The organism is Blautia glucerasea (assembly GCF_020537505.1).
Taxonomy (GTDB): domain Bacteria; phylum Bacillota; class Clostridia; order Lachnospirales; family Lachnospiraceae; genus Blautia_A.
Genome location: NZ_JAJBMO010000010.1, coordinates 12,234 through 29,549, shown reverse-complemented (window position 1 = coordinate 29,549; position 17,316 = coordinate 12,234). Strand labels below are relative to the sequence as shown.

At 43.9% G+C, this 17,316-nt stretch carries 17 protein-coding genes; 15 read left to right on the top strand and 2 right to left on the bottom strand.

The genetic code is table 11. From position 1 onward, the window contains the following. Positions 1-155: 155 nt before the first annotated feature. From LIQ05_RS10085 to LIQ05_RS10075, 3 genes are all read left to right on the top strand, one after another. The gene (locus LIQ05_RS10085) at positions 156-2,843 is read left to right on the top strand and encodes a hypothetical protein (protein WP_226820412.1); all 2,688 of its coding nucleotides are present in this window, start codon (positions 156-158) and stop codon (positions 2,841-2,843) included. A gap of 225 nt (positions 2,844-3,068) precedes the next feature. Continuing rightward, positions 3,069-5,135: a molecular chaperone HtpG gene (gene htpG, locus LIQ05_RS10080; RefSeq protein ID WP_226820411.1), complete on the top strand. Its 2,067-nt coding sequence runs from the start codon at positions 3,069-3,071 to the stop codon at positions 5,133-5,135. Between the two features lie 408 nt (positions 5,136-5,543). After that, entirely contained in the window at positions 5,544-5,933 is a 390-nt protein-coding gene (locus tag LIQ05_RS10075) for a sporulation initiation factor Spo0A C-terminal domain-containing protein (protein ID WP_226820410.1), read from the top strand. 6 nt (positions 5,934-5,939) lie between these two features. Here the strand turns inward: LIQ05_RS10075 and LIQ05_RS10070 are convergent, their stop codons facing one another. Then, positions 5,940-6,443: a DUF5721 family protein gene (locus LIQ05_RS10070; RefSeq protein WP_226820409.1), complete on the bottom strand. Its 504-nt coding sequence runs from the start codon at positions 6,441-6,443 to the stop codon at positions 5,940-5,942. Between the two features lie 160 nt (positions 6,444-6,603). Here LIQ05_RS10070 and LIQ05_RS10065 point away from each other — a divergent pair, with 160 nt between their 5' ends. After that, positions 6,604-7,443 (top strand): DegV family protein, encoded by an 840-nt coding sequence (locus tag LIQ05_RS10065; RefSeq protein WP_226820408.1) that lies wholly within the window; start codon positions 6,604-6,606, stop codon positions 7,441-7,443. A gap of 141 nt (positions 7,444-7,584) precedes the next feature. Beyond that, entirely contained in the window at positions 7,585-7,842 is a 258-nt protein-coding gene (locus tag LIQ05_RS10060; protein WP_226820407.1) for a hypothetical protein, read from the top strand. Between the two features lie 188 nt (positions 7,843-8,030). On the opposite strand, the gene LIQ05_RS10055 is transcribed toward LIQ05_RS10060, so the two are convergent. Then, positions 8,031-8,231 (bottom strand): cold-shock protein, encoded by a 201-nt coding sequence (locus tag LIQ05_RS10055; protein ID WP_008705499.1) that lies wholly within the window; start codon positions 8,229-8,231, stop codon positions 8,031-8,033. A 332-nt stretch (positions 8,232-8,563) separates the two neighbouring features. Here LIQ05_RS10055 and LIQ05_RS10050 point away from each other — a divergent pair, with 332 nt between their 5' ends. The 10 genes from LIQ05_RS10050 to LIQ05_RS10005 all read left to right on the top strand — a co-directional run bounded on the left by LIQ05_RS10050 (position 8,564) and on the right by LIQ05_RS10005 (position 17,307). Further along, a complete protein-coding gene (locus LIQ05_RS10050; protein WP_226820406.1) occupies positions 8,564-9,862 on the top strand; it encodes a dihydroorotase in 1,299 nt (432 codons plus the stop codon). Positions 9,863-9,888: 26 nt separating this feature from the next. Next, a complete protein-coding gene (gene pyrF, locus LIQ05_RS10045) occupies positions 9,889-10,815 on the top strand; it encodes an orotidine-5'-phosphate decarboxylase (RefSeq protein ID WP_226820405.1) in 927 nt (308 codons plus the stop codon). 10 nt (positions 10,816-10,825) lie between these two features. Then, complete coding sequence (locus LIQ05_RS10040; protein ID WP_226820404.1) at positions 10,826-11,608, top strand: dihydroorotate dehydrogenase electron transfer subunit; 783 nt, start codon at positions 10,826-10,828, stop codon at positions 11,606-11,608. Further along, on the top strand, positions 11,605-12,510 hold the full coding sequence (locus tag LIQ05_RS10035) for a dihydroorotate dehydrogenase (RefSeq protein WP_226820403.1): 906 nt from the start codon (positions 11,605-11,607) through the stop codon (positions 12,508-12,510). The genes LIQ05_RS10040 and LIQ05_RS10035 overlap by 4 nt, the downstream gene beginning before the upstream one ends. 185 nt (positions 12,511-12,695) lie before the next feature. After that, positions 12,696-13,370 carry an orotate phosphoribosyltransferase gene (gene pyrE, locus LIQ05_RS10030; RefSeq protein WP_226820402.1) on the top strand — a complete coding sequence of 225 codons (675 nt, stop codon included), beginning with the start codon at positions 12,696-12,698 and terminating at the stop codon, positions 13,368-13,370. An 81-nt stretch (positions 13,371-13,451) separates the two neighbouring features. Next, the gene (locus tag LIQ05_RS10025; RefSeq protein ID WP_187566586.1) at positions 13,452-13,604 is read left to right on the top strand and encodes a hypothetical protein; all 153 of its coding nucleotides are present in this window, start codon (positions 13,452-13,454) and stop codon (positions 13,602-13,604) included. 12 nt (positions 13,605-13,616) lie between these two features. Beyond that, positions 13,617-14,093, top strand: coding sequence for a VanZ family protein (locus LIQ05_RS10020; RefSeq protein ID WP_226820401.1), 477 nt, complete (start codon positions 13,617-13,619; stop codon positions 14,091-14,093). Positions 14,094-14,149: 56 nt separating this feature from the next. Beyond that, positions 14,150-14,464, top strand: coding sequence for a DUF6142 family protein (locus LIQ05_RS10015; RefSeq protein ID WP_226820400.1), 315 nt, complete (start codon positions 14,150-14,152; stop codon positions 14,462-14,464). Positions 14,465-14,545: 81 nt separating this feature from the next. After that, complete coding sequence (locus LIQ05_RS10010; RefSeq protein ID WP_226820399.1) at positions 14,546-15,154, top strand: HD domain-containing protein; 609 nt, start codon at positions 14,546-14,548, stop codon at positions 15,152-15,154. 83 nt (positions 15,155-15,237) lie between these two features. Next, a complete protein-coding gene (locus tag LIQ05_RS10005; RefSeq protein WP_226820480.1) occupies positions 15,238-17,307 on the top strand; it encodes an aminopeptidase in 2,070 nt (689 codons plus the stop codon). Positions 17,308-17,316: the final 9 nt, after the last annotated feature.

The window sequence follows — 17,316 nt, the reverse complement described above, 5'->3', positions numbered from 1 at the left end:
ATAAGCATAAAAACAGATTGCTATAATGACCATAAACAAGGAAACAGGCATTATCCAGTTTTACGAAGGTATAAAAAATGCTTGTGGAAATATTTAAAATATGTTACAATAATGTTACAGGTCAGCCTAAAGGGGAATGTAAAGGAGGATGGCATATGAGACCTAAGAAAATTATAGCAATGGTTATGACATTTCTTATGATGCTTTCCTTGCTTCCATCTCTGGTATTTGCATCAGCAGTGCCGGAAGGAGAGCTTGGAGGAAAGCTGAAGATCAAAGGAACAGCAGCAGTAGGATCTGAACTCAGTGCAGATTATACGAAAGCTTCACCAGAAGGGCTTACAGATGACTATGTAAGTTTTTCCTGGTCAAGAAAAGTAGGGGACCAGCTCACAGAAGTTGGTACAGAGAAGACCTATAAGCTTACAGATGAGGATCTGGGAAATAAGATCCAGCTGAAGATTACTGGAAAATCTGAGATGGGAGTAACCGGTGAGCTGAAAGCGAACACAGTGGAGATCGCAGCTACACCAGAAGAAGCTCCAGAAGAGACCACAGAGGTTCCAGAAGGTGAGCAGGAAGCTGCACCAGCAGAAGAACCAACAGAGGATGTTCCAACAGAAGATGTTTCAGAAGAGGGACAGACTGATGAGGGCGCACAGGTAGCTGGAGATGCATCAGCTGATGCCCAGCAGGATGAAGTTATTGAGCTTGGTGGCGAACCTACAGATTCATCTGAGGATGTGATGCAGCCAGCAGAAGATCCGACAGAGGATAACACTGGTGTACAGGACAGCAGTACCGATGACAGCGTGATCGATATTGGAACCGAAGATTATCTGGAAATCCCTGAAAATGGCCAGAGCGAAGCTCCAGCAGAGGAAACACCTGCAGAAGAGACTCCTGCACAGGAAGCTCCGGTATACACAGCAGAAGTTGTAACTGAGAGTGGAGATACCGTTCTTGATTTTGGTACTGTACAGGCTGGTTTTACACAGGCAGATGCAGAAAGCTCTATGATGAAGACAGTCACTATTAAGAATACTGGTACAGGTACTCTTAATTTCCAGGAAATCAGCCCGGAGCATTTTATGGTGCAGGATCTGACTTCTCTTGCAGCTGGCGAATCTGTTGACGCATGGATTATGCCAAGAGAGGGTACTGAAGCAGGAACTTACAGTGATACGATCACTTATACAACTGAGGAGGGTGTCGCATTATCCTTCACAGCAAATCTTACAGTAGAAGATTCTCAGAAAGACGATGGCAATACAGACCCACAGGAGCCAGCCGCAGAAGATCCGGCTACGCCAGCAGAGGATCCGGCTACGCCAGCAGAGGATCCGACCACACCGGCGGAAGATCCAGCTACACCGGAGGAACCGGTTCAGAATGTGCCGGATATCAAGCTTGCGGATGGTAGTGTAACATCCGTAGATTTCTCAGCTACAACCATTACCCAGGGCACAGGAACTGACGGAATCACCCAAACTGTTACCATAAAGAATAATGGAACAGGAACTGTAAATTTTGAAGTTTCCACAGAAAGCGGAAAAGTACAGGCTACATCTGATAGAACAGATTTACCAGCTGATGGAAGCACAGCTGTGTTGACCGTACAGCCGGTGGATACCACTGCTGTAGGAACTGTAACCGATAATATTATTATCACAAATGCAGAATCCAAGGATACATTACTTACCATTCCGGTAACCTACACAGTACAGGAACAGCCAGCACCTTCCCTTACTACAGATGTGACAGAGGTTACTTTCGACAGCAAAGAAGCTGGCTACACAGAAGCTCCGGCAGCTAAAACAGTTAATATTTCAAACAATGGTAATGTAAAACTTACAGGAATTACTGTAACAGTAAGCGGAAACGCATTTGCAGTAAGCACTCCGTCCCAGACAGAGCTGGAGGCAAATGCTGGCCAGGCAGCGTCCTTTACAGTAGCTCCAATTGCAGGACTTGCAGCAGGAACTTATAATGAGACAATTTCTATTAGAGCAGATCAGCTTGGTTCCTACGATATCCCGGTAGGCTTTACTGTTACAGAAGCTGCTACCAAGCTTACCGCAGTTGGCAAGGTATCAGATATTACTGTGGCAAATGGTGTAGAGAAATCCGCAGATGGATTACAGCTTCCAGGAACCGTTAAGATCACTACCAATAAAGGTGAGATGAATGCATCTGTAAAATGGGATGTAAAGGGCTGCGCATATAATCAGAACAGTGCTGAGGCACAGAAATTCTCTGTAAATGGTACTGTTGTTCTTCCAGATGGCGTTACCAATCCGGATAACCTCAGTCTGGTAGTATCTGCAAATGTGTCTGTAAAGCGTGGACCAATTGTTTCAGATGCAGCGAATAATACCATTACCGGAATCAGTTCTGATGGTGCATATACCACAGAGACTAAGATTACCTTCACAGCAGTTGGTGCAGGAATGGATATTGAAAATCCGATCAAAGGGGATGTAAGATATCAGCCACTCAATTGGGAAGTTCTTGAAGCGAGAAGCTGGGACAGCGCTCCATATTCTGCGACCTTCCGTATGGGTAAGACTGGCAGCTATACACTGACTGTTACCTACAATCAGCAGAAATTCGATGGAAGCAACTGGGTAAACACTGGTACACAGGATACTAAGAAAGTTAGCTTTACCGTAAACGCTTCCCCGAACCAGACACTGACACCAGCAGCAGATAAAACCGATGCAAACCAGAAGAAAGCAGTAAAGACTGGAGATAACACTCCAATCCTTCCATTTGTGATCATTCTGATCGTAGCAGTTGTGCTGATTGCAGGAATTCTTGTTTATCGTAATAAAAAGAAATAATAAGTGTTCACCTTGTTGGAAATAGAAAAGGCTGAATAGAAAGGGCGGAGGGGTACCGTTAATGGTACTCCTTCTTCTATGCATAAAAGTAAAAAATAGGATTTATTATCCACCCACAACATTGCTAGCACTCATTTAAAATGAGTGCTAAATTTTTCTTGACTTTTAGTCAGTTTGGTATTACTATAGTTGATATAATTAAGAAGACAAAGGAGAGTGAGCTGCATGGCTGAGAAGCATGGTAGTTTATCAATTAACAGTGAAAATATTTTCCCAATTATAAAGAAATGGTTATATTCTGATCATGACATTTTTGCAAGAGAGCTGATTTCTAACGGCTGTGATGCGATTACGAAATTAAAGAAACTGGATGTTATGGGTGAATACACACTTCCAGATGATTATAAAGCAGAAGTGCATGTTATTGTGAACCCGGAAGAGAAGACTCTGAAGTTTGTTGATACCGGCCTTGGTATGACAGCTGATGAAGTAGAAGAGTATATCACACAGATTGCTTTTTCCGGAGCAACAGAGTTCCTTTCCAAATATAAAGATAAGACAACAGATGACCAGATCATCGGTCATTTCGGACTTGGATTCTATTCTGCATTTATGGTAGCAGACGAAGTCCAGATTGATACTCTTTCTTACAAAGAGGGTGCTACACCAGTACATTGGACCTGCGACGGCGGTACCGAGTATGATATGCAGGATGGCAATAAGACTACCGTTGGTACAGAGATTACCCTGTTTTTAAATGATGAGAGCACAGAATTTTCCAATGAATACCGCATGAGAGAAGTAATCGAGAAATATTGTTCCTTCATGCCGGTAAATATCTATCTTTCCAAGGAGAATGCTCCTCAGGAATATGAGACCATTGAGGAGTCTGAGCTTCGCGAGGATGATGTCGTTGTAGAGCGTATCCATGAGGATGCCAAGACAGAAGAGAAGGAGAATGACAAGGGCGAGAAAGAAATTGTAGAAGTATCTCCTGCCAAGGATAAGGTTAAGATCAACAAACGTCCAGTATCCTTAAGTGATCCGGAACCGCTGTGGATGAAGCATCCAAGCAGCTGCACAGACGAAGAATACAAGGAATTTTACCGCAAGGTATTTATGGATTATAAGGAGCCTCTGTTCTGGATCCACCTGAATATGGATTATCCATTTAACCTGAAAGGTATTCTGTATTTCCCGAAGATCAATACAGAATATGATTCCATTGAAGGAACCATTAAACTTTATAACAACCAGGTATTTATCGCAGATAATATCAAGGAAGTAATTCCGGAATTCCTGCTTCTTCTGAAAGGTGTGATCGATTGTCCGGATCTTCCGCTGAATGTATCCAGATCTGCACTGCAGAACGATGGATTTGTAAAGAAGATTTCCGATTATATTACCAAAAAGGTTGCTGATAAGCTTACCGGAATGTGTAAGACAGACCGCGAGTCTTATGAGAAATACTGGGATGACATCAGCCCATTTATCAAATACGGCTGCATCAAGGATGCGAAATTTGCGGATAAGATGAGTGATTATATTCTCTTTAAGAACATTGATGGCAAATATCTTACTCTGAAGGATTGCATCGAGGAAAATAAGAAGCCAGAGGAAGAGACTAAGGCTGAGGAGACAAAGGAGTCTACAGAAGAGAAGAAAGAAGACTCTGCAGAGGATAAGAAAGAGCCGGAGAAGACAACCATCTTCTATGTAACAGATGAGGTTCAGCAGAGCCAGTATATCAATATGTTCCGTGAGGCAAAGAAGGATGCAGTTGTTCTGAAGCACAATATTGACAGTGCATTTATTTCTCACCTGGAGCAGAAAGACCAGACCATACAGTTCAAGAGAATTGATGCAGACCTTTCCGAAGAACTTCGCGAGGATGGTGCTGCAGATGAAGAGACTTCCAAAACTCTTACAGAAGTATTCAGAAGTGCGCTGAAGAATGATAAGCTGGAAGTAAAGGTTGAGAACCTGAAGAATGAGAAGGTTGCTGCAATGATGACTCTTTCTGAGGAGAGCCGCCGTATGCAGGATATGATGAAGATGTACAATATGTACGGTATGGATCCATCCATGTTTGGTGGACAGGAGACACTGGTCCTCAATGCGAAACATCCGTTGGTTCAGTTTGTAGCAGGTAATAAGGATTCTGAGAAGACTCCTGTGATCTGCGAGGAACTGTACGATCTTGCCATGTTAAGCCATAAGCAGCTTTCACCGGAAGAGATGACGAGATTTGTACAGAGAAGCAATGAGATTCTTCTTATGCTGACAAAATAAGCATCCTTTCATATATGGCGATGTCGCTGATAGGTGACATGTCCGTTTATTGAGAAAATGAAAGGGAAAGCCCTTTCACATAATATTGTTGAGAAGACAGATATTCGAAGTGAGTGATCACATTCGAATATCTGTTTTTTCGTAAAGTCTATAAAACAAAATAGAGCAACGGTCTCATTTTGTGAAACAGCTATGTGGTATTTTTAAATTTCGAAAATTCTAAAAAGTATTACAATTTTCTTACTTTTTGTCTCAAAAAGCTAAAAAAGGGAAATTTCATTCGTATTATATGTAGAGGCGAATGATTGTTAACTGCATTGCGGGAACAACGGTTGTGCTGATATCCAGAAGAGAATTCCATGGCGAAAGGCACATACAAAAGGTAACTTATTGTGGGAGGGACAAAAAATGAGAGAGGTATACGGAACGATACGTAGATTAGGTGCAACATCAAAATACAAAGGATATTATTTTGTGGCAGAAGCCATACATATGACAATGGAATTTCAGGAGCGTCCTATGAAAATTACAAAGGACATTTATCCAAGGCTTGCAAAGAAATTCAAATCTAAACCGTCCAATATTGAGCATGATATCCGCACAATTGTAAATGTATGTTGGGAAAATCACAGAGAAAGATTGGAACAGATTGCCGGATATCCTCTGGAATACAGACCGACCAACAGTGAGTTTATTGATATGATTGCATTTTATTTGGGAAGTGAGAAAGAAAGGAATACTCCTGATCTGGGATTTCGAAAGGATTCTCCCGGTAAAATCATGGAGAATATATTCTGAGTTACGTTATACTTCTTCCACAGATAATCCGTTTCGATGGAAAAAATCTGCTACATACTGCTCCCAGAGGTGATCCAGTTCTTTTCCTGGAAGAAAGGTCTTCATAGATGTTCCAGTAGTGCAAAAAATCGCTTTATTCTTGTACTGGAGATTCAAATACAGACCTGTTACCTGTTCTGGAGAAATAGAACCAGACAGTCTCTGAAGCAAGGCTGCAGCCTTGTTTGGGGAAAACTGAAGGACGAGCTTGAAAGCCAGAGGAGCCCGTTTTCCTTTTATAACAGAATAACAAAAAGGCTTCACCTCTTTCCAGAGAGAGAAAGTACGGTGGCTGGAAACCAGAAATTCCTGCTCGTCGTTGTCGAAAAAATCAGTCTGGAGTCTGCCATCAATGGAAAAAATGTTGCTGGTAATAATTTCGGCCTGGTTCAGCCAGAAAGCGTCGAAGGTTTCTCCAAGGAAAAGCTTGTTGGTAAAATCCTTCTGATCAGTAATCTTTAGGGCGAGCATAAAAGCCTCCTTTCATAAAAAGAGCGAAATTCGTTAGTGCTTTTTATTATAAAGCAATTTGAAAGAAAATGGAAGAAAAAACTCTTTTCAAAAACATAGTAATATGTTAATATAGATGTGGTATTTAAAACTACATATTATGGAAAAGAGGACGATATAATTGAGCTATAAAATTGTGATAGATAGCTGTGGAGAACTTCTGGAGCAGTGGAAGCAGGATGAGAGATTTGCATCCGTACCGCTTACCCTGACTGTGGGAAGTGAGAATATAATAGATGACGAGACATTTGACCAGGCAGATTTTCTGCAGAAGGTTGCGGATTGTCCGGAATGTCCGAAATCAGCCTGCCCGTCCCCGGAGAGCTATAGAAAGGCATTTGACTGCGATGCGGACCATGTTTATTGCGTCACTCTTTCAGCCGAGCTTAGTGGCTCTTATAACAGTGCAGTTCTTGGTGCAAGCCTTCTGCATGAGGAGAAGAAGGGGGTGCAGGTTCATGTGTTTAATTCCTGTTCCGCTTCTATAGGACAGACTTTGATCGCTATGAAAATTGTGCAGTGTGAGGACGCGGGTCTTCCATTTGAGGATGTGGTCAGTGTTGTGAATAAATATATTGAAGAGCAGCATACCTTTTTCGTGCTGGAGAATCTGGAAACCCTGCGTAAAAATGGCCGTCTCAGCCGTGTGAAGGCTCTTGTGGCAACTGCCCTTAAGATCAAACCTATTATGGGATCGACTCCGGAGGGAAGCATCTGCCAGTTAGATCAGGCCAGAGGAATGAATAAAGCTCTGGTAAAAATGGTGGATAAGATCATGGAAGCGACAGAGAACAGCGAGAACAAGGTCCTTGCCATCTCCCATTGTAATAGTCCGAAGAAAGCTTATATGCTTAAGGAAGCCATTCAGGAGAAGATGAAATTAGCAGATATTGTGGTTCTTGACACCGCAGGTGTCAGCAGCATGTATGCAAATGACGGAGGAATTATTGTAGCTGTTTGATGAGAGCTACTGGTCACGGAGTGAACAGTAACCTGATGAGGCCATGAAGGTGTGAAGACTAAGTGAACGCCCTTCCATTTTTTTCGAAAGTGTGCTATACTCATCTAAGACGATATTTCATCCCAAAGGAGACGTGCTACTATGAGTCAGAAGAAAGTAGATGCTTATAAAGCAGAAAAAGCAAACCGTGAGAAAATCATGAAAAAGGAGAAGCTGATCCTTAACCTTGAGAAGCTGGCAGCACTGGTTGCATGTATTGTTGCCGTGTGCTGGATCGGCTATTCTGTATATGGGAAGGTGACAGAGGGTCAGGTGACAGAGACCACAGAGACTGTTATGGATACTTCAGCACTGGATTCTTATCTGAATGGACTGAGCGCTGATTCAGAAGCAGAATAAAAATAGAATAGGAACGGATAGTTGCCAGGGCAGCGAAAAGTTACGGGGACAGATTTGGAAATCTGTCCCCATTGTAGTATGTATGGTAAATGAACCAAACGAAAACTGTTTTGTCCAATCCGTGAATGGACCTATAAAAAATCCCCCCGGAATCCTCCGAGGGGAAATTTCTGCTTCAGTTGCTTCAATTATAACTTTGTAACGTTAGCAGCCTGCATTCCGCGAGCGCCTTCTGTTAAGTCATATGTTACAGCCTGGCCTTCTTCAAGAGATTTGAAGCCTTCACCATTGATTGCAGAAAAATGTACGAATACGTCAGCTCCGTCTTCTCCTGTGATGAAACCATAACCTTTTTCAGCGTTGAACCATTTTACAGTGCCCTTGTTCATTTTGAGTTACCTCCATAAAAAATAAAAAATTAAAAAGCTGTTCTGGCGAAAAAAAATCACCAGATTTTACAGACTATATCATGTAAATATATAATCTCTAAAAACTAGTGATTTTACATTAAATAATCTTCGACATGGATGATTATATAACCTGCACATCAAAAAGTCAAGGATTATTAAAATTGTGCGACAAAAAATCCTGGTAATTTCTATTCCGCTGAAAAAATAATGGGAAAAATATTGGATGGTAAAAAAAGTCTTTATTAAATGGTAAAATTCGTGTATGATAGGTAACGACAAAGATTACATTATACCAGAAGGGAGAGAACCAAATGGGTATTCTGATTCGAGGCGGACGTGTTGTAGATGCGGCTGCGCAGATGGATAAAATTGCGGACGTTTATCTGGATGACGGCGTGATCCAGGAAGTGGGAGAAAAACTGAAGGTAAAGGATAAAGATGACAGTATCATAGACGCTAAGGGACTGGTAGTAATGCCTGGCCTTGTGGATCTGCACGTACATTTTCGTGACCCGGGCCAGACGGAGAAGGAAGACATTGAAAGCGGTTCCCACGCAGCAGCAAGAGGCGGTGTAACTACTGTAGTTGCAATGCCGAATACCACACCGGTCATTGACAGTCCGGACCGCGCTAATTATGTAAAAAATAAAGTTGCACAGGTATCCCCGATCCATGTGCTCCAGGCAGGTGCCATGACGAAGGGCGAGCTTGGAGAAGAGCTTTCTGATATTGCAGGTATGGCAGCAGCAGGAGTCCCGGTTCTTTCCGAAGACGGTAAATCCGTTATGAAAGCAAGCCTTTGCAAGCAGGCTATGGAGGAGGCAGTAAAAGCTGGCCTTCCTATTTTCGACCACTGTGAAGATATGACGCTTAGGGGGAATGGCTGCATGAACGATGATGAGAATGCTAAGCGGCTTGGGCTTCCTGGGATCTGCAATTCTACAGAGGATACCATTGCTGCAAGAGATTCTCTTCTCGCCATTGAGACAGGTGCGAAGCTTCATCTTTGCCACTGTTCCACCAGAGGTGTGGCAGTCATGATGAAAATGTTAAAGGCAGAGGGAATCCGGAATGTAACGGCAGAGGTTTGCCCGCATCATTTTATACTCACATCTGATGATATTGAAAGAGACGATCCCAATTACAAAATGAATCCCCCTCTTCGTACCAGAAAAGATGTGGACGCCCTGATCGAAGGTCTGAAGGAAGGCTACATCCAGGTGATCAGCACGGATCATGCCCCACACACCCAGAAGGATAAAACAGGCTCCATGAGAACGGCAGCCTTTGGAATCGTAGGAATTGAGACCAGCTTTGCCCTTAGCTATACGGCACTGGTAGAGACAGGGATCCTCACCCTTTCCCAGCTTGTGGAGAAGATGAGCTACAATCCGGCACAGATTTTGAATCTGTCATGCGGTACCCTCAAGGAAGGACATCCGGCTGACGTGGTGATCGCAGATATTAAGAATCCATATACCATTCATAAGGCTGACTTTGTATCCAAGGGCAGGAATACCCCATTTGAGGGCAAAGAGGTAAAAGGTAAGATCCTGTACACCATTTGTGATGGTAAAATTGTATACAAGGATTCCATAGTAGAGAAATAGAAAAACATATTCAGGAGGAAACATCCATGATCAATAAACTTATTGCTAATATTAAGAAAACAGGAGCACCTATTGTAGTAGGACTTGATCCAATGCTGAACTACATTCCGAAACACATTCAGGAAGCTGCCTTCAAGGAATTTGGTGAGACCTTAGAGGGTGCTGCAGAAGCTATCTGGCAGTACAATAAGGGAATCGTAGACGCTACATACGATCTGATCCCGGCAGTGAAACCGCAGATTGCCATGTATGAGCAGTTTGGAATCCCAGGCCTTGTGGCATACAAGCGTACGGTTGATTACTGTAAAGAGAAAGGCCTTGTTGTGATCGGAGATATTAAGCGCGGTGATATCGGCTCCACATCAGCAGCCTATGCCACCGGACATCTTGGAAAGATCCAGGTAGGAAGCAAGACCTACGTGCCGTTTAACGAGGATTTTGCCACTGTAAACCCATATCTTGGAACCGATGGCGTGAAGCCATTTATGGATGTGTGCAAAGAGGAGAAAAAGGGAATCTTTGTGCTGGTTAAGACTTCTAATCCATCCAGCGGCGAGTTCCAGGACAGAATCATTGAGAAACGTCCTCTTTATGAGTGGGTGGGTGAGAAGGTTGCAAGCTGGGGCGAAGAGCTTATGGGTGATGGCTACAGCTATGTAGGAGCTGTTGTAGGCGCTACCTATCCGGAAATGGGCAAAGTGCTCCGAAAACTTATGCCGAAGACCTTCATTCTGGTACCAGGCTATGGTGCACAGGGAGGCAAAGGTGCTGACCTTGTACACTTCTTTAACGAAGACGGTCTTGGTGCGATCGTAAACTCTTCCCGAGGAATCATTGCAGCCTACAAGCAGGAGAAATATGCACAATTTGGTGAAGCAAACTACGCAGATGCTTCCCGCCAGGCAGTTAAAGATATGATCCTGGACATCAGCACTGCTCTTGAGAGCCGCTAGGAGGAAGAAAATGGGTACAAAGGTAAAAGAAAACTGTACAGTCCTTAGTCAGGAATGTATTGGAAAAGATATTTACAGCATGTGGCTGCAGACAAAGACCATTGCAGAAAATGCAAAGCCGGGACAGTTTGTTTCTGTTTACACACAGGATGGAAGCAAACTGCTTCCACGTCCCATCAGCCTTTGCGAGATCGATAAAGAAAAAGGTGCCCTTCGTCTTGTATATCGTGTGACAGGACCGAAAACCGGTACCGAGAGCTTTTCTAAGCTTACAAAAGGAGCACAGCTTGATCTTCTGGGACCTCTTGGAAATGGATTTCCACTGGAAGAGGCAGCTGGCAAAAAGGTTTTCCTCATGGGCGGCGGAATCGGTGTGCCTCCTATGTTAGAGACCATGAAGCAGCTGGACGCAGAGAAGATTGCAGTTCTTGGCTATCGTGATGAATTATTCTTAAATGATGAATTCGGGAAAAACGGCCAGGTATATATTGCAACAGAAGATGGTTCTGCCGGAACCAGGGGAAATGTTATGGATGCCATCCGGGAGAAGGAACTGGAAGCAGACGTGATCTTTGCCTGCGGACCAAAGCCTATGCTTCGTGCGATCAAAGCGTATGCACTGGAGAAGGGAATCCCCTGCTGGATTTCCATGGAAGAGCGTATGGCCTGCGGAATTGGTGCCTGTCTTGGCTGTGTATGCCAGTCTACAGAGGTGGACGAACATTCTCATGTACACAATAAGCGGGTATGTAAAGACGGTCCGGTGTTCAGAAGTACGGAGGTAGAGCTATGAGTAAAATGAGCGTAAATCTTGCCGGTGTAACTCTTAAGAACCCGGTAATGACTGCCTCCGGAACCTTTGGATCCGGAGCAGAGTACAGTGAATTTGTAGATCTGAACAACCTTGGGGCAGTGGTAACAAAAGGCGTGGCAAACGTGCCATGGCCGGGAAACCCCACTCCCCGTGTGGCAGAGACCACAGGCGGTATGCTGAACGCCATCGGACTTCAGAATCCTGGAATTGATGTTTTCTGTGAAAGAGACATTCCTTTTCTGAAAAAATACGACACAAAGATCATTGTAAATGTGTGTGGAAAAACCACAGAAGATTACTGTGAAGTAGTAGAACGTCTGGGAAATGAGCCGGTAGACATGCTGGAGATCAATGTTTCCTGTCCAAATGTAAAAGAAGGCGGCATTGCTTTTGGACAGAATCCAAAGGCTTTGGAAGCCATTACAAAAGAAGTGAAAAAATATGCCAAACAGCCAGTGATCATGAAACTAAGCCCAAATGTAACAGACATTACAGAGATGGCAAGAGCTGCTGAGGCTGGCGGTGCAGATGTGGTTTCCCTGATCAACACCATTACCGGAATGAAGATCGATATCAACCGCAAAACCTTTGCACTGGCAAATAAAACAGGCGGTATGTCCGGTCCGGCGGTGAAGCCTGTGGCTGTGCGCATGGTTTATCAGGTGGCGAATGCAGTAAAGATCCCGATTATTGGAATGGGCGGAATCGCAAGCGCAGAGGATGCCCTGGAATTTATTATGGCCGGTGCTACGGCTGTATCTGTGGGAACTGCGAACTTTATCAATCCATACACCACCCAGGAAGTTGTGGATGGTATCCAGGCATTTCTTCAGAAACAGAAGGTGGAAGATATTAACCAGCTGATCGGCTGCGTGAAATAAAAAATATAAGCTGCGGTGGAGATTCTCTGAAGAAATGACGAATGGTTAAAAGAGTTTTGACCGTAGCATGATTTTGTGCTACTATAAAAGAAATATGCTGTTTATCCTGAAATCTGGAAGAGGACAGCATGCAAAGAAACTGATGAATATGATGACCCATACAAGCCACATGTAAGGAGGATAAAATGGAACAGTATAAACAGGAATTTATTGAATTCATGATCGACTGCAATGTACTCAAATTTGGAAGCTTTGTAACCAAATCCGGAAGAAACACCCCATTTTTTGTAAATACAGGATTCTATCGTACAGGAGCACAGTTGAGAAAATTAGGCCAGTACTATGCGAAAGCAATCGAGAGTAAATTTGGTCTGGATTTTGATGTGCTTTTCGGACCTGCCTACAAGGGAATCCCGCTGACAGTTGCTACAACTATGGCGATCAGCGAAGAATATGGCAAGGACATCCGTTACTGCTCCAACCGTAAAGAGGTAAAGGATCATGGAGATAAGGGAATTCTTCTGGGAAGCCCTATCGAAGATGGGGATAAGGTTGTGATCATCGAGGATGTTACCACAGCTGGAACTTCCATCCAGGAGACTCTGCCGATCATCAAGGCACAGGGAGATGTTTCCCCGATCGGTCTTGTAGTATCGGTAGACCGCATGGAGCGCGGACAGGGTACCAAGAGTGCCTTGAAGGAAATTGAAGAGAATTATGGCCTTAAGACAACTGCTATCGTAACTATGGCAGAGGTGGTAGAGCATCTTTATAACAAAGAATATAAAGGAAAAGTCATTATTGACGACACCTTAAAGGCTGCCATTGACGCATACTATGCGCAGTATGGTGCAGAATAAGATTGTTGTTTGCAGCATTAAAAAGTTTGAAAATGTGCTGCAGTAATTGGTGGGCAGCATAAGTAAAAGGAGGAAATGCTGATGAGTGAAAAGCTTTATAAGATTGTTTCAGGCGTGGGCGCTGGAAGTATTGCACTTGGCATCATTACGCTGGTGACAGGCGTGACAACGGGTATTCTCATGATCGTGAACGGGGCCAGACTTCTGAAAGGCAAATCCGATATGATGATTTAAGGGGATATTTTTTTGAAAAAGGAAACGAAAACTTTGATTCGCCGTATGGGAATCCTGCTGTTTGTCCTGTATGTGCTGCTTTTGATCTATTTTCTCTTTTTTTCAGAAGGATATGGCAGAGTGGCAGAGGCACAGCAGGTGTACCGGTATAATCTGGTGCCTTTGGTGGAAATCAGAAGGTTCTGGATCTATCGGAAACAGCTTGGCACATTTGCAGTATTTTCCAATATTTTTGGAAATGTGATCGGCTTCCTACCTTTCGGATTTATCCTTCCGGTTATTATCAGAAGAATGAACAGTGGTTTTCTCATCTGCATATCAGGATTTTTATTAAGTCTGACCGTGGAAGTGATTCAGCTTATCACGAAGGTCGGCTGTTTTGATGTGGATGATATGATTTTGAACACCCTGGGGGCAGCCTTGGGGTATGTTCTTTTTCGCATTTGTAATCATATTAGGATGAAAGTCCCGGGCGGCAGCCAGAGATGAGTCCTGTTTACATGGACGAATTTATGGCTGCTGTCCGGTTAGGAGAAAATTCCATTATGGCAAGAAGATATAGATATTCATTTACAAAGAAAAAAGAAGCGAAAAAAGGGAAGCTGTCTGCCGGTCTGGCGGCAGCGTCCTTTTTGTTGTTTATAACGGCTGTTACTTTAGCGTATTTCCTAAATGATAGCCTTGGATTTCTGGTGGGAGGAGTGGGCTTGTTTGCCACCCTTCTTTCCGTGTATGGATTTATTATGGGACTGTCCAGCTTCTCAGAGGAAGGCAGAAGCCATAAGACCAGTATTATCGGTTCCATCAGCAACGGATTGATCCTGATCGTGTGGATCGGAGTGTACCTGACAGGATTATAGATTAAAAAGTCAGGGAACTGGACCATGTATGACCGTTTGCTAAAAGCGGGTACGAATTAAGCGGGGAAAGGAAAATGGGTTATGGACGAACGTTTAAGGAAACAGTTAGACTTTATTCTGGAGGTTGATAAAGTAAAGAATATTATGCGCCAGACCTACCTGGCAGATGGAAAACGTAAGGAAAATGATGCGGAGCATTCCTGGCATCTGGCACTTATGGCGGTGCTTCTGAAAGAGTATGCACCAGAAGAGGTGAATCTTTCCAGGGTAATTCCCATGGTTCTGATCCATGATCTGGTAGAAATCGACGCTGGGGATACGTATGCCTATGATGCAGCAAGCGGCGCCACCCAGCATGACAGGGAAGAAGTGGCAGCACAGCGCATTTACGGACTTCTTCCAGAGGATCAGGGAAAATGGCTCTACGATCTTTGGGAGGAATTTGAGGCATACGAGACCCCGGAGGCAAAATATGCCCATATGCTGGATAACAGCCAGCCCCTATTTCTCAATAACGCCACTGACGGGATCAGCTGGGTGGAGCATGGGGTAAAGAAAAGCCAGATCTATAAGCGCAACCGCCGTACAGGTGAGGGAGCACCGAAGATCTGGGAATATATGCAGGAGCTGATCGGCCAGCATGTGGAAAAGGGCCATGTAATCGATGATATGTCAGAGAAAAGCGAATAAAAAAGCCAAATAGCTGCTTGGGATTTTGGCAGCAGCTTAGGCACAAATTGGAAAAGTGAGGGAAATGCGTGGACGAATTGTTAATGGAACGCTATGCTCTTGCAAAAGAAAGGGTAAGCGAGATTAAAGAGGAGAAGGCAGTACAGGAACCATATCTGGATTTCTTCCAGAAAACAGCTGCTTTCCTTACAAAAAATATAGAAGTTATGGATGGCGTTGTCCTTCTTGGCGAAAAGGAAGAGCCAAGAAAGCTTACAGGTGCAGCGGATTTATCCATGGATGAGTGGAAGAAGCTGAATCAGGATCTGTATGAGGACATTCTTCCGGAAAATTACGGAACCAGCTATGGAAATCCTGTGTATGCATGCGAAAAGCTTGGCGAGTATGGAAAGGAATTTTCCTTCCTCTATGCTGAGCTGCGGGGGGCTGTTACCTACGCTTACGAGAAAAGACTGTGGGATATGACTGTGCTTCTGGAACTGTTTCTGGAAGTTTACGTTGCTTTTGCCCAGGAGGAACTGCCTGCAGAGGAAGAGTTCCATGGAATCCTGAATTCCTATGCAAATGATTACTGTCAGGATATGGTAGAGTACCGTACCAGAGAGTGCGTGGATCCGGAACTGGATTTTGCAGCCCGGATTATTATGGGATCTGATCTTACGGATCTTCGTTATCTGTATCTGTTTGGGGAATATATTACTGAAAATGAGCTTGGAACGGCAGCTTTTTTAAACGGACTTTCCCAGGAAGAGATTGACTCCTGTGCAAGAACTTATACAGAAGGCTACCGGATGGGCTTTGTAAATGGACGCAAGGATCTTAGTAAAAAGAAGACGGTCAACATCCGTTACAATATTGGTTTTGAACGTATGGTGAAGGCTGCAATCCTTCAGTTCGAAGAAATGGGACTGAAGCCGGTCATTTACCGTTATCCTACTCACGTTGTAAGCAAACGGGGGGCTTACCGGATCGGTTACACTGGTGCAGTTGCAAACCCACAGTTTGACTATGACCATCGCCAGGATGCGGCTCTTTATCTGGATCAGGATTTTGTGCAGAAGCGCCTTCGTGCCCTGCAGACCTCTTATGAGAAATATAAAGAGCTTGCTTATGTGCACGCTGGACCGGCCTGCATCGAAGTATTCGGTGAGACTCCTTTTTCACCGGTAAGTGTAAAAGAGGCATGGCAGTTCAGTGAAGCCCAGCAGAATCTGGAAATCGAAATGCAGAATGAAGCTGGACAGATCACAAACCGCTACATCAAAGGGGATGAGAGGAGCTTTACCATTATTGCTTATCCGGTTCCGGAAATTGGGGGCGATTATGAGGATATTTTCCGCCAGATCGTGAAGATCAATACACTGGATTACCAGCTTTATCAGAAAATCCAGCAGACCCTGATCGACACTCTGGATACCACAGAATGGGTATCTGTGAAGGGAAAAGGGAAAAATGAAACGGATCTTAAGATTCATCTCCACACGCTTACGGACCCAGCAAAGCAGTCCAATTTTGAAAACTGCGTGGCAGATGTAAATATTCCGGTTGGAGAAGTGTTCACCTCTCCGGTACTTTCCGGTACTAATGGACTTCTCCATGTGAGCAAGGTATATTTGGAGGGACTTCAATTCCTTGATCTGAAGATCTGGTTCAAGGATGGCAGAATCGCATCCTATTCCTGCAGGAATTTTGAAACGGAAGAAGAGAATCAAAAATACATTGAGGACAATATCCTGTTCCATCATCCCACCCTCCCTATGGGGGAATTTGCAATTGGAACGAATACAACCGCTTATGTGGCTGCCGGGAAGTATCACATTGCAGACAAGCTGCCAATCCTGATCGCAGAGAAAATGGGACCCCATTTTGCAGTGGGCGATACCTGCTACAGCTGGTCAGAGGATACGGCAGTGTACAATCCGGACGGCAAAGAGCTGATTGCCAGGGATAATGAAATCTCTATTTTAAGGAAAACGGATATCAGTAAGGCCTACTTTGGCTGCCATACAGATATTACCATCCCTTATGATGAACTTGGAAGCATTCGCGTTGTTGGGAAAAATGGTGAGGAAACTTCCATTATCGAGAACGGCAGATTTGTGCTTGCCGGAACAGAGGAACTGAATAAACCCTTTGACAGCAAAATTAATTAGCCCTTCAAA

Excerpts from the sequence above, each read along its gene's own strand:
- LIQ05_RS10085 (WP_226820412.1), top strand. The coding sequence starts at position 156 with ATGAGACCTAAGAAAATTATAGCAATGGTTATGACATTTCTTATGATG.
- htpG (WP_226820411.1), top strand. The coding sequence starts at position 3,069 with ATGGCTGAGAAGCATGGTAGTTTATCAATTAACAGTGAAAATATTTTC.
- LIQ05_RS10075 (WP_226820410.1), top strand. The coding sequence starts at position 5,544 with ATGAGAGAGGTATACGGAACGATACGTAGATTAGGTGCAACATCAAAA.
- LIQ05_RS10070 (WP_226820409.1), bottom strand. The coding sequence starts at position 6,443 with ATGCTCGCCCTAAAGATTACTGATCAGAAGGATTTTACCAACAAGCTT.
- LIQ05_RS10060 (WP_226820407.1), top strand. The coding sequence starts at position 7,585 with ATGAGTCAGAAGAAAGTAGATGCTTATAAAGCAGAAAAAGCAAACCGT.
- LIQ05_RS10055 (WP_008705499.1), bottom strand. The coding sequence starts at position 8,231 with ATGAACAAGGGCACTGTAAAATGGTTCAACGCTGAAAAAGGTTATGGT.
- LIQ05_RS10050 (WP_226820406.1), top strand. The coding sequence starts at position 8,564 with ATGGGTATTCTGATTCGAGGCGGACGTGTTGTAGATGCGGCTGCGCAG.
- pyrF (WP_226820405.1), top strand. The coding sequence starts at position 9,889 with ATGATCAATAAACTTATTGCTAATATTAAGAAAACAGGAGCACCTATT.
- LIQ05_RS10040 (WP_226820404.1), top strand. The coding sequence starts at position 10,826 with ATGGGTACAAAGGTAAAAGAAAACTGTACAGTCCTTAGTCAGGAATGT.
- LIQ05_RS10035 (WP_226820403.1), top strand. The coding sequence starts at position 11,605 with ATGAGTAAAATGAGCGTAAATCTTGCCGGTGTAACTCTTAAGAACCCG.
- pyrE (WP_226820402.1), top strand. The coding sequence starts at position 12,696 with ATGGAACAGTATAAACAGGAATTTATTGAATTCATGATCGACTGCAAT.
- LIQ05_RS10025 (WP_187566586.1), top strand. The coding sequence starts at position 13,452 with ATGAGTGAAAAGCTTTATAAGATTGTTTCAGGCGTGGGCGCTGGAAGT.
- LIQ05_RS10015 (WP_226820400.1), top strand. The coding sequence starts at position 14,150 with ATGGCAAGAAGATATAGATATTCATTTACAAAGAAAAAAGAAGCGAAA.
- LIQ05_RS10010 (WP_226820399.1), top strand. The coding sequence starts at position 14,546 with ATGGACGAACGTTTAAGGAAACAGTTAGACTTTATTCTGGAGGTTGAT.
- LIQ05_RS10005 (WP_226820480.1), top strand. The coding sequence starts at position 15,238 with ATGGAACGCTATGCTCTTGCAAAAGAAAGGGTAAGCGAGATTAAAGAG.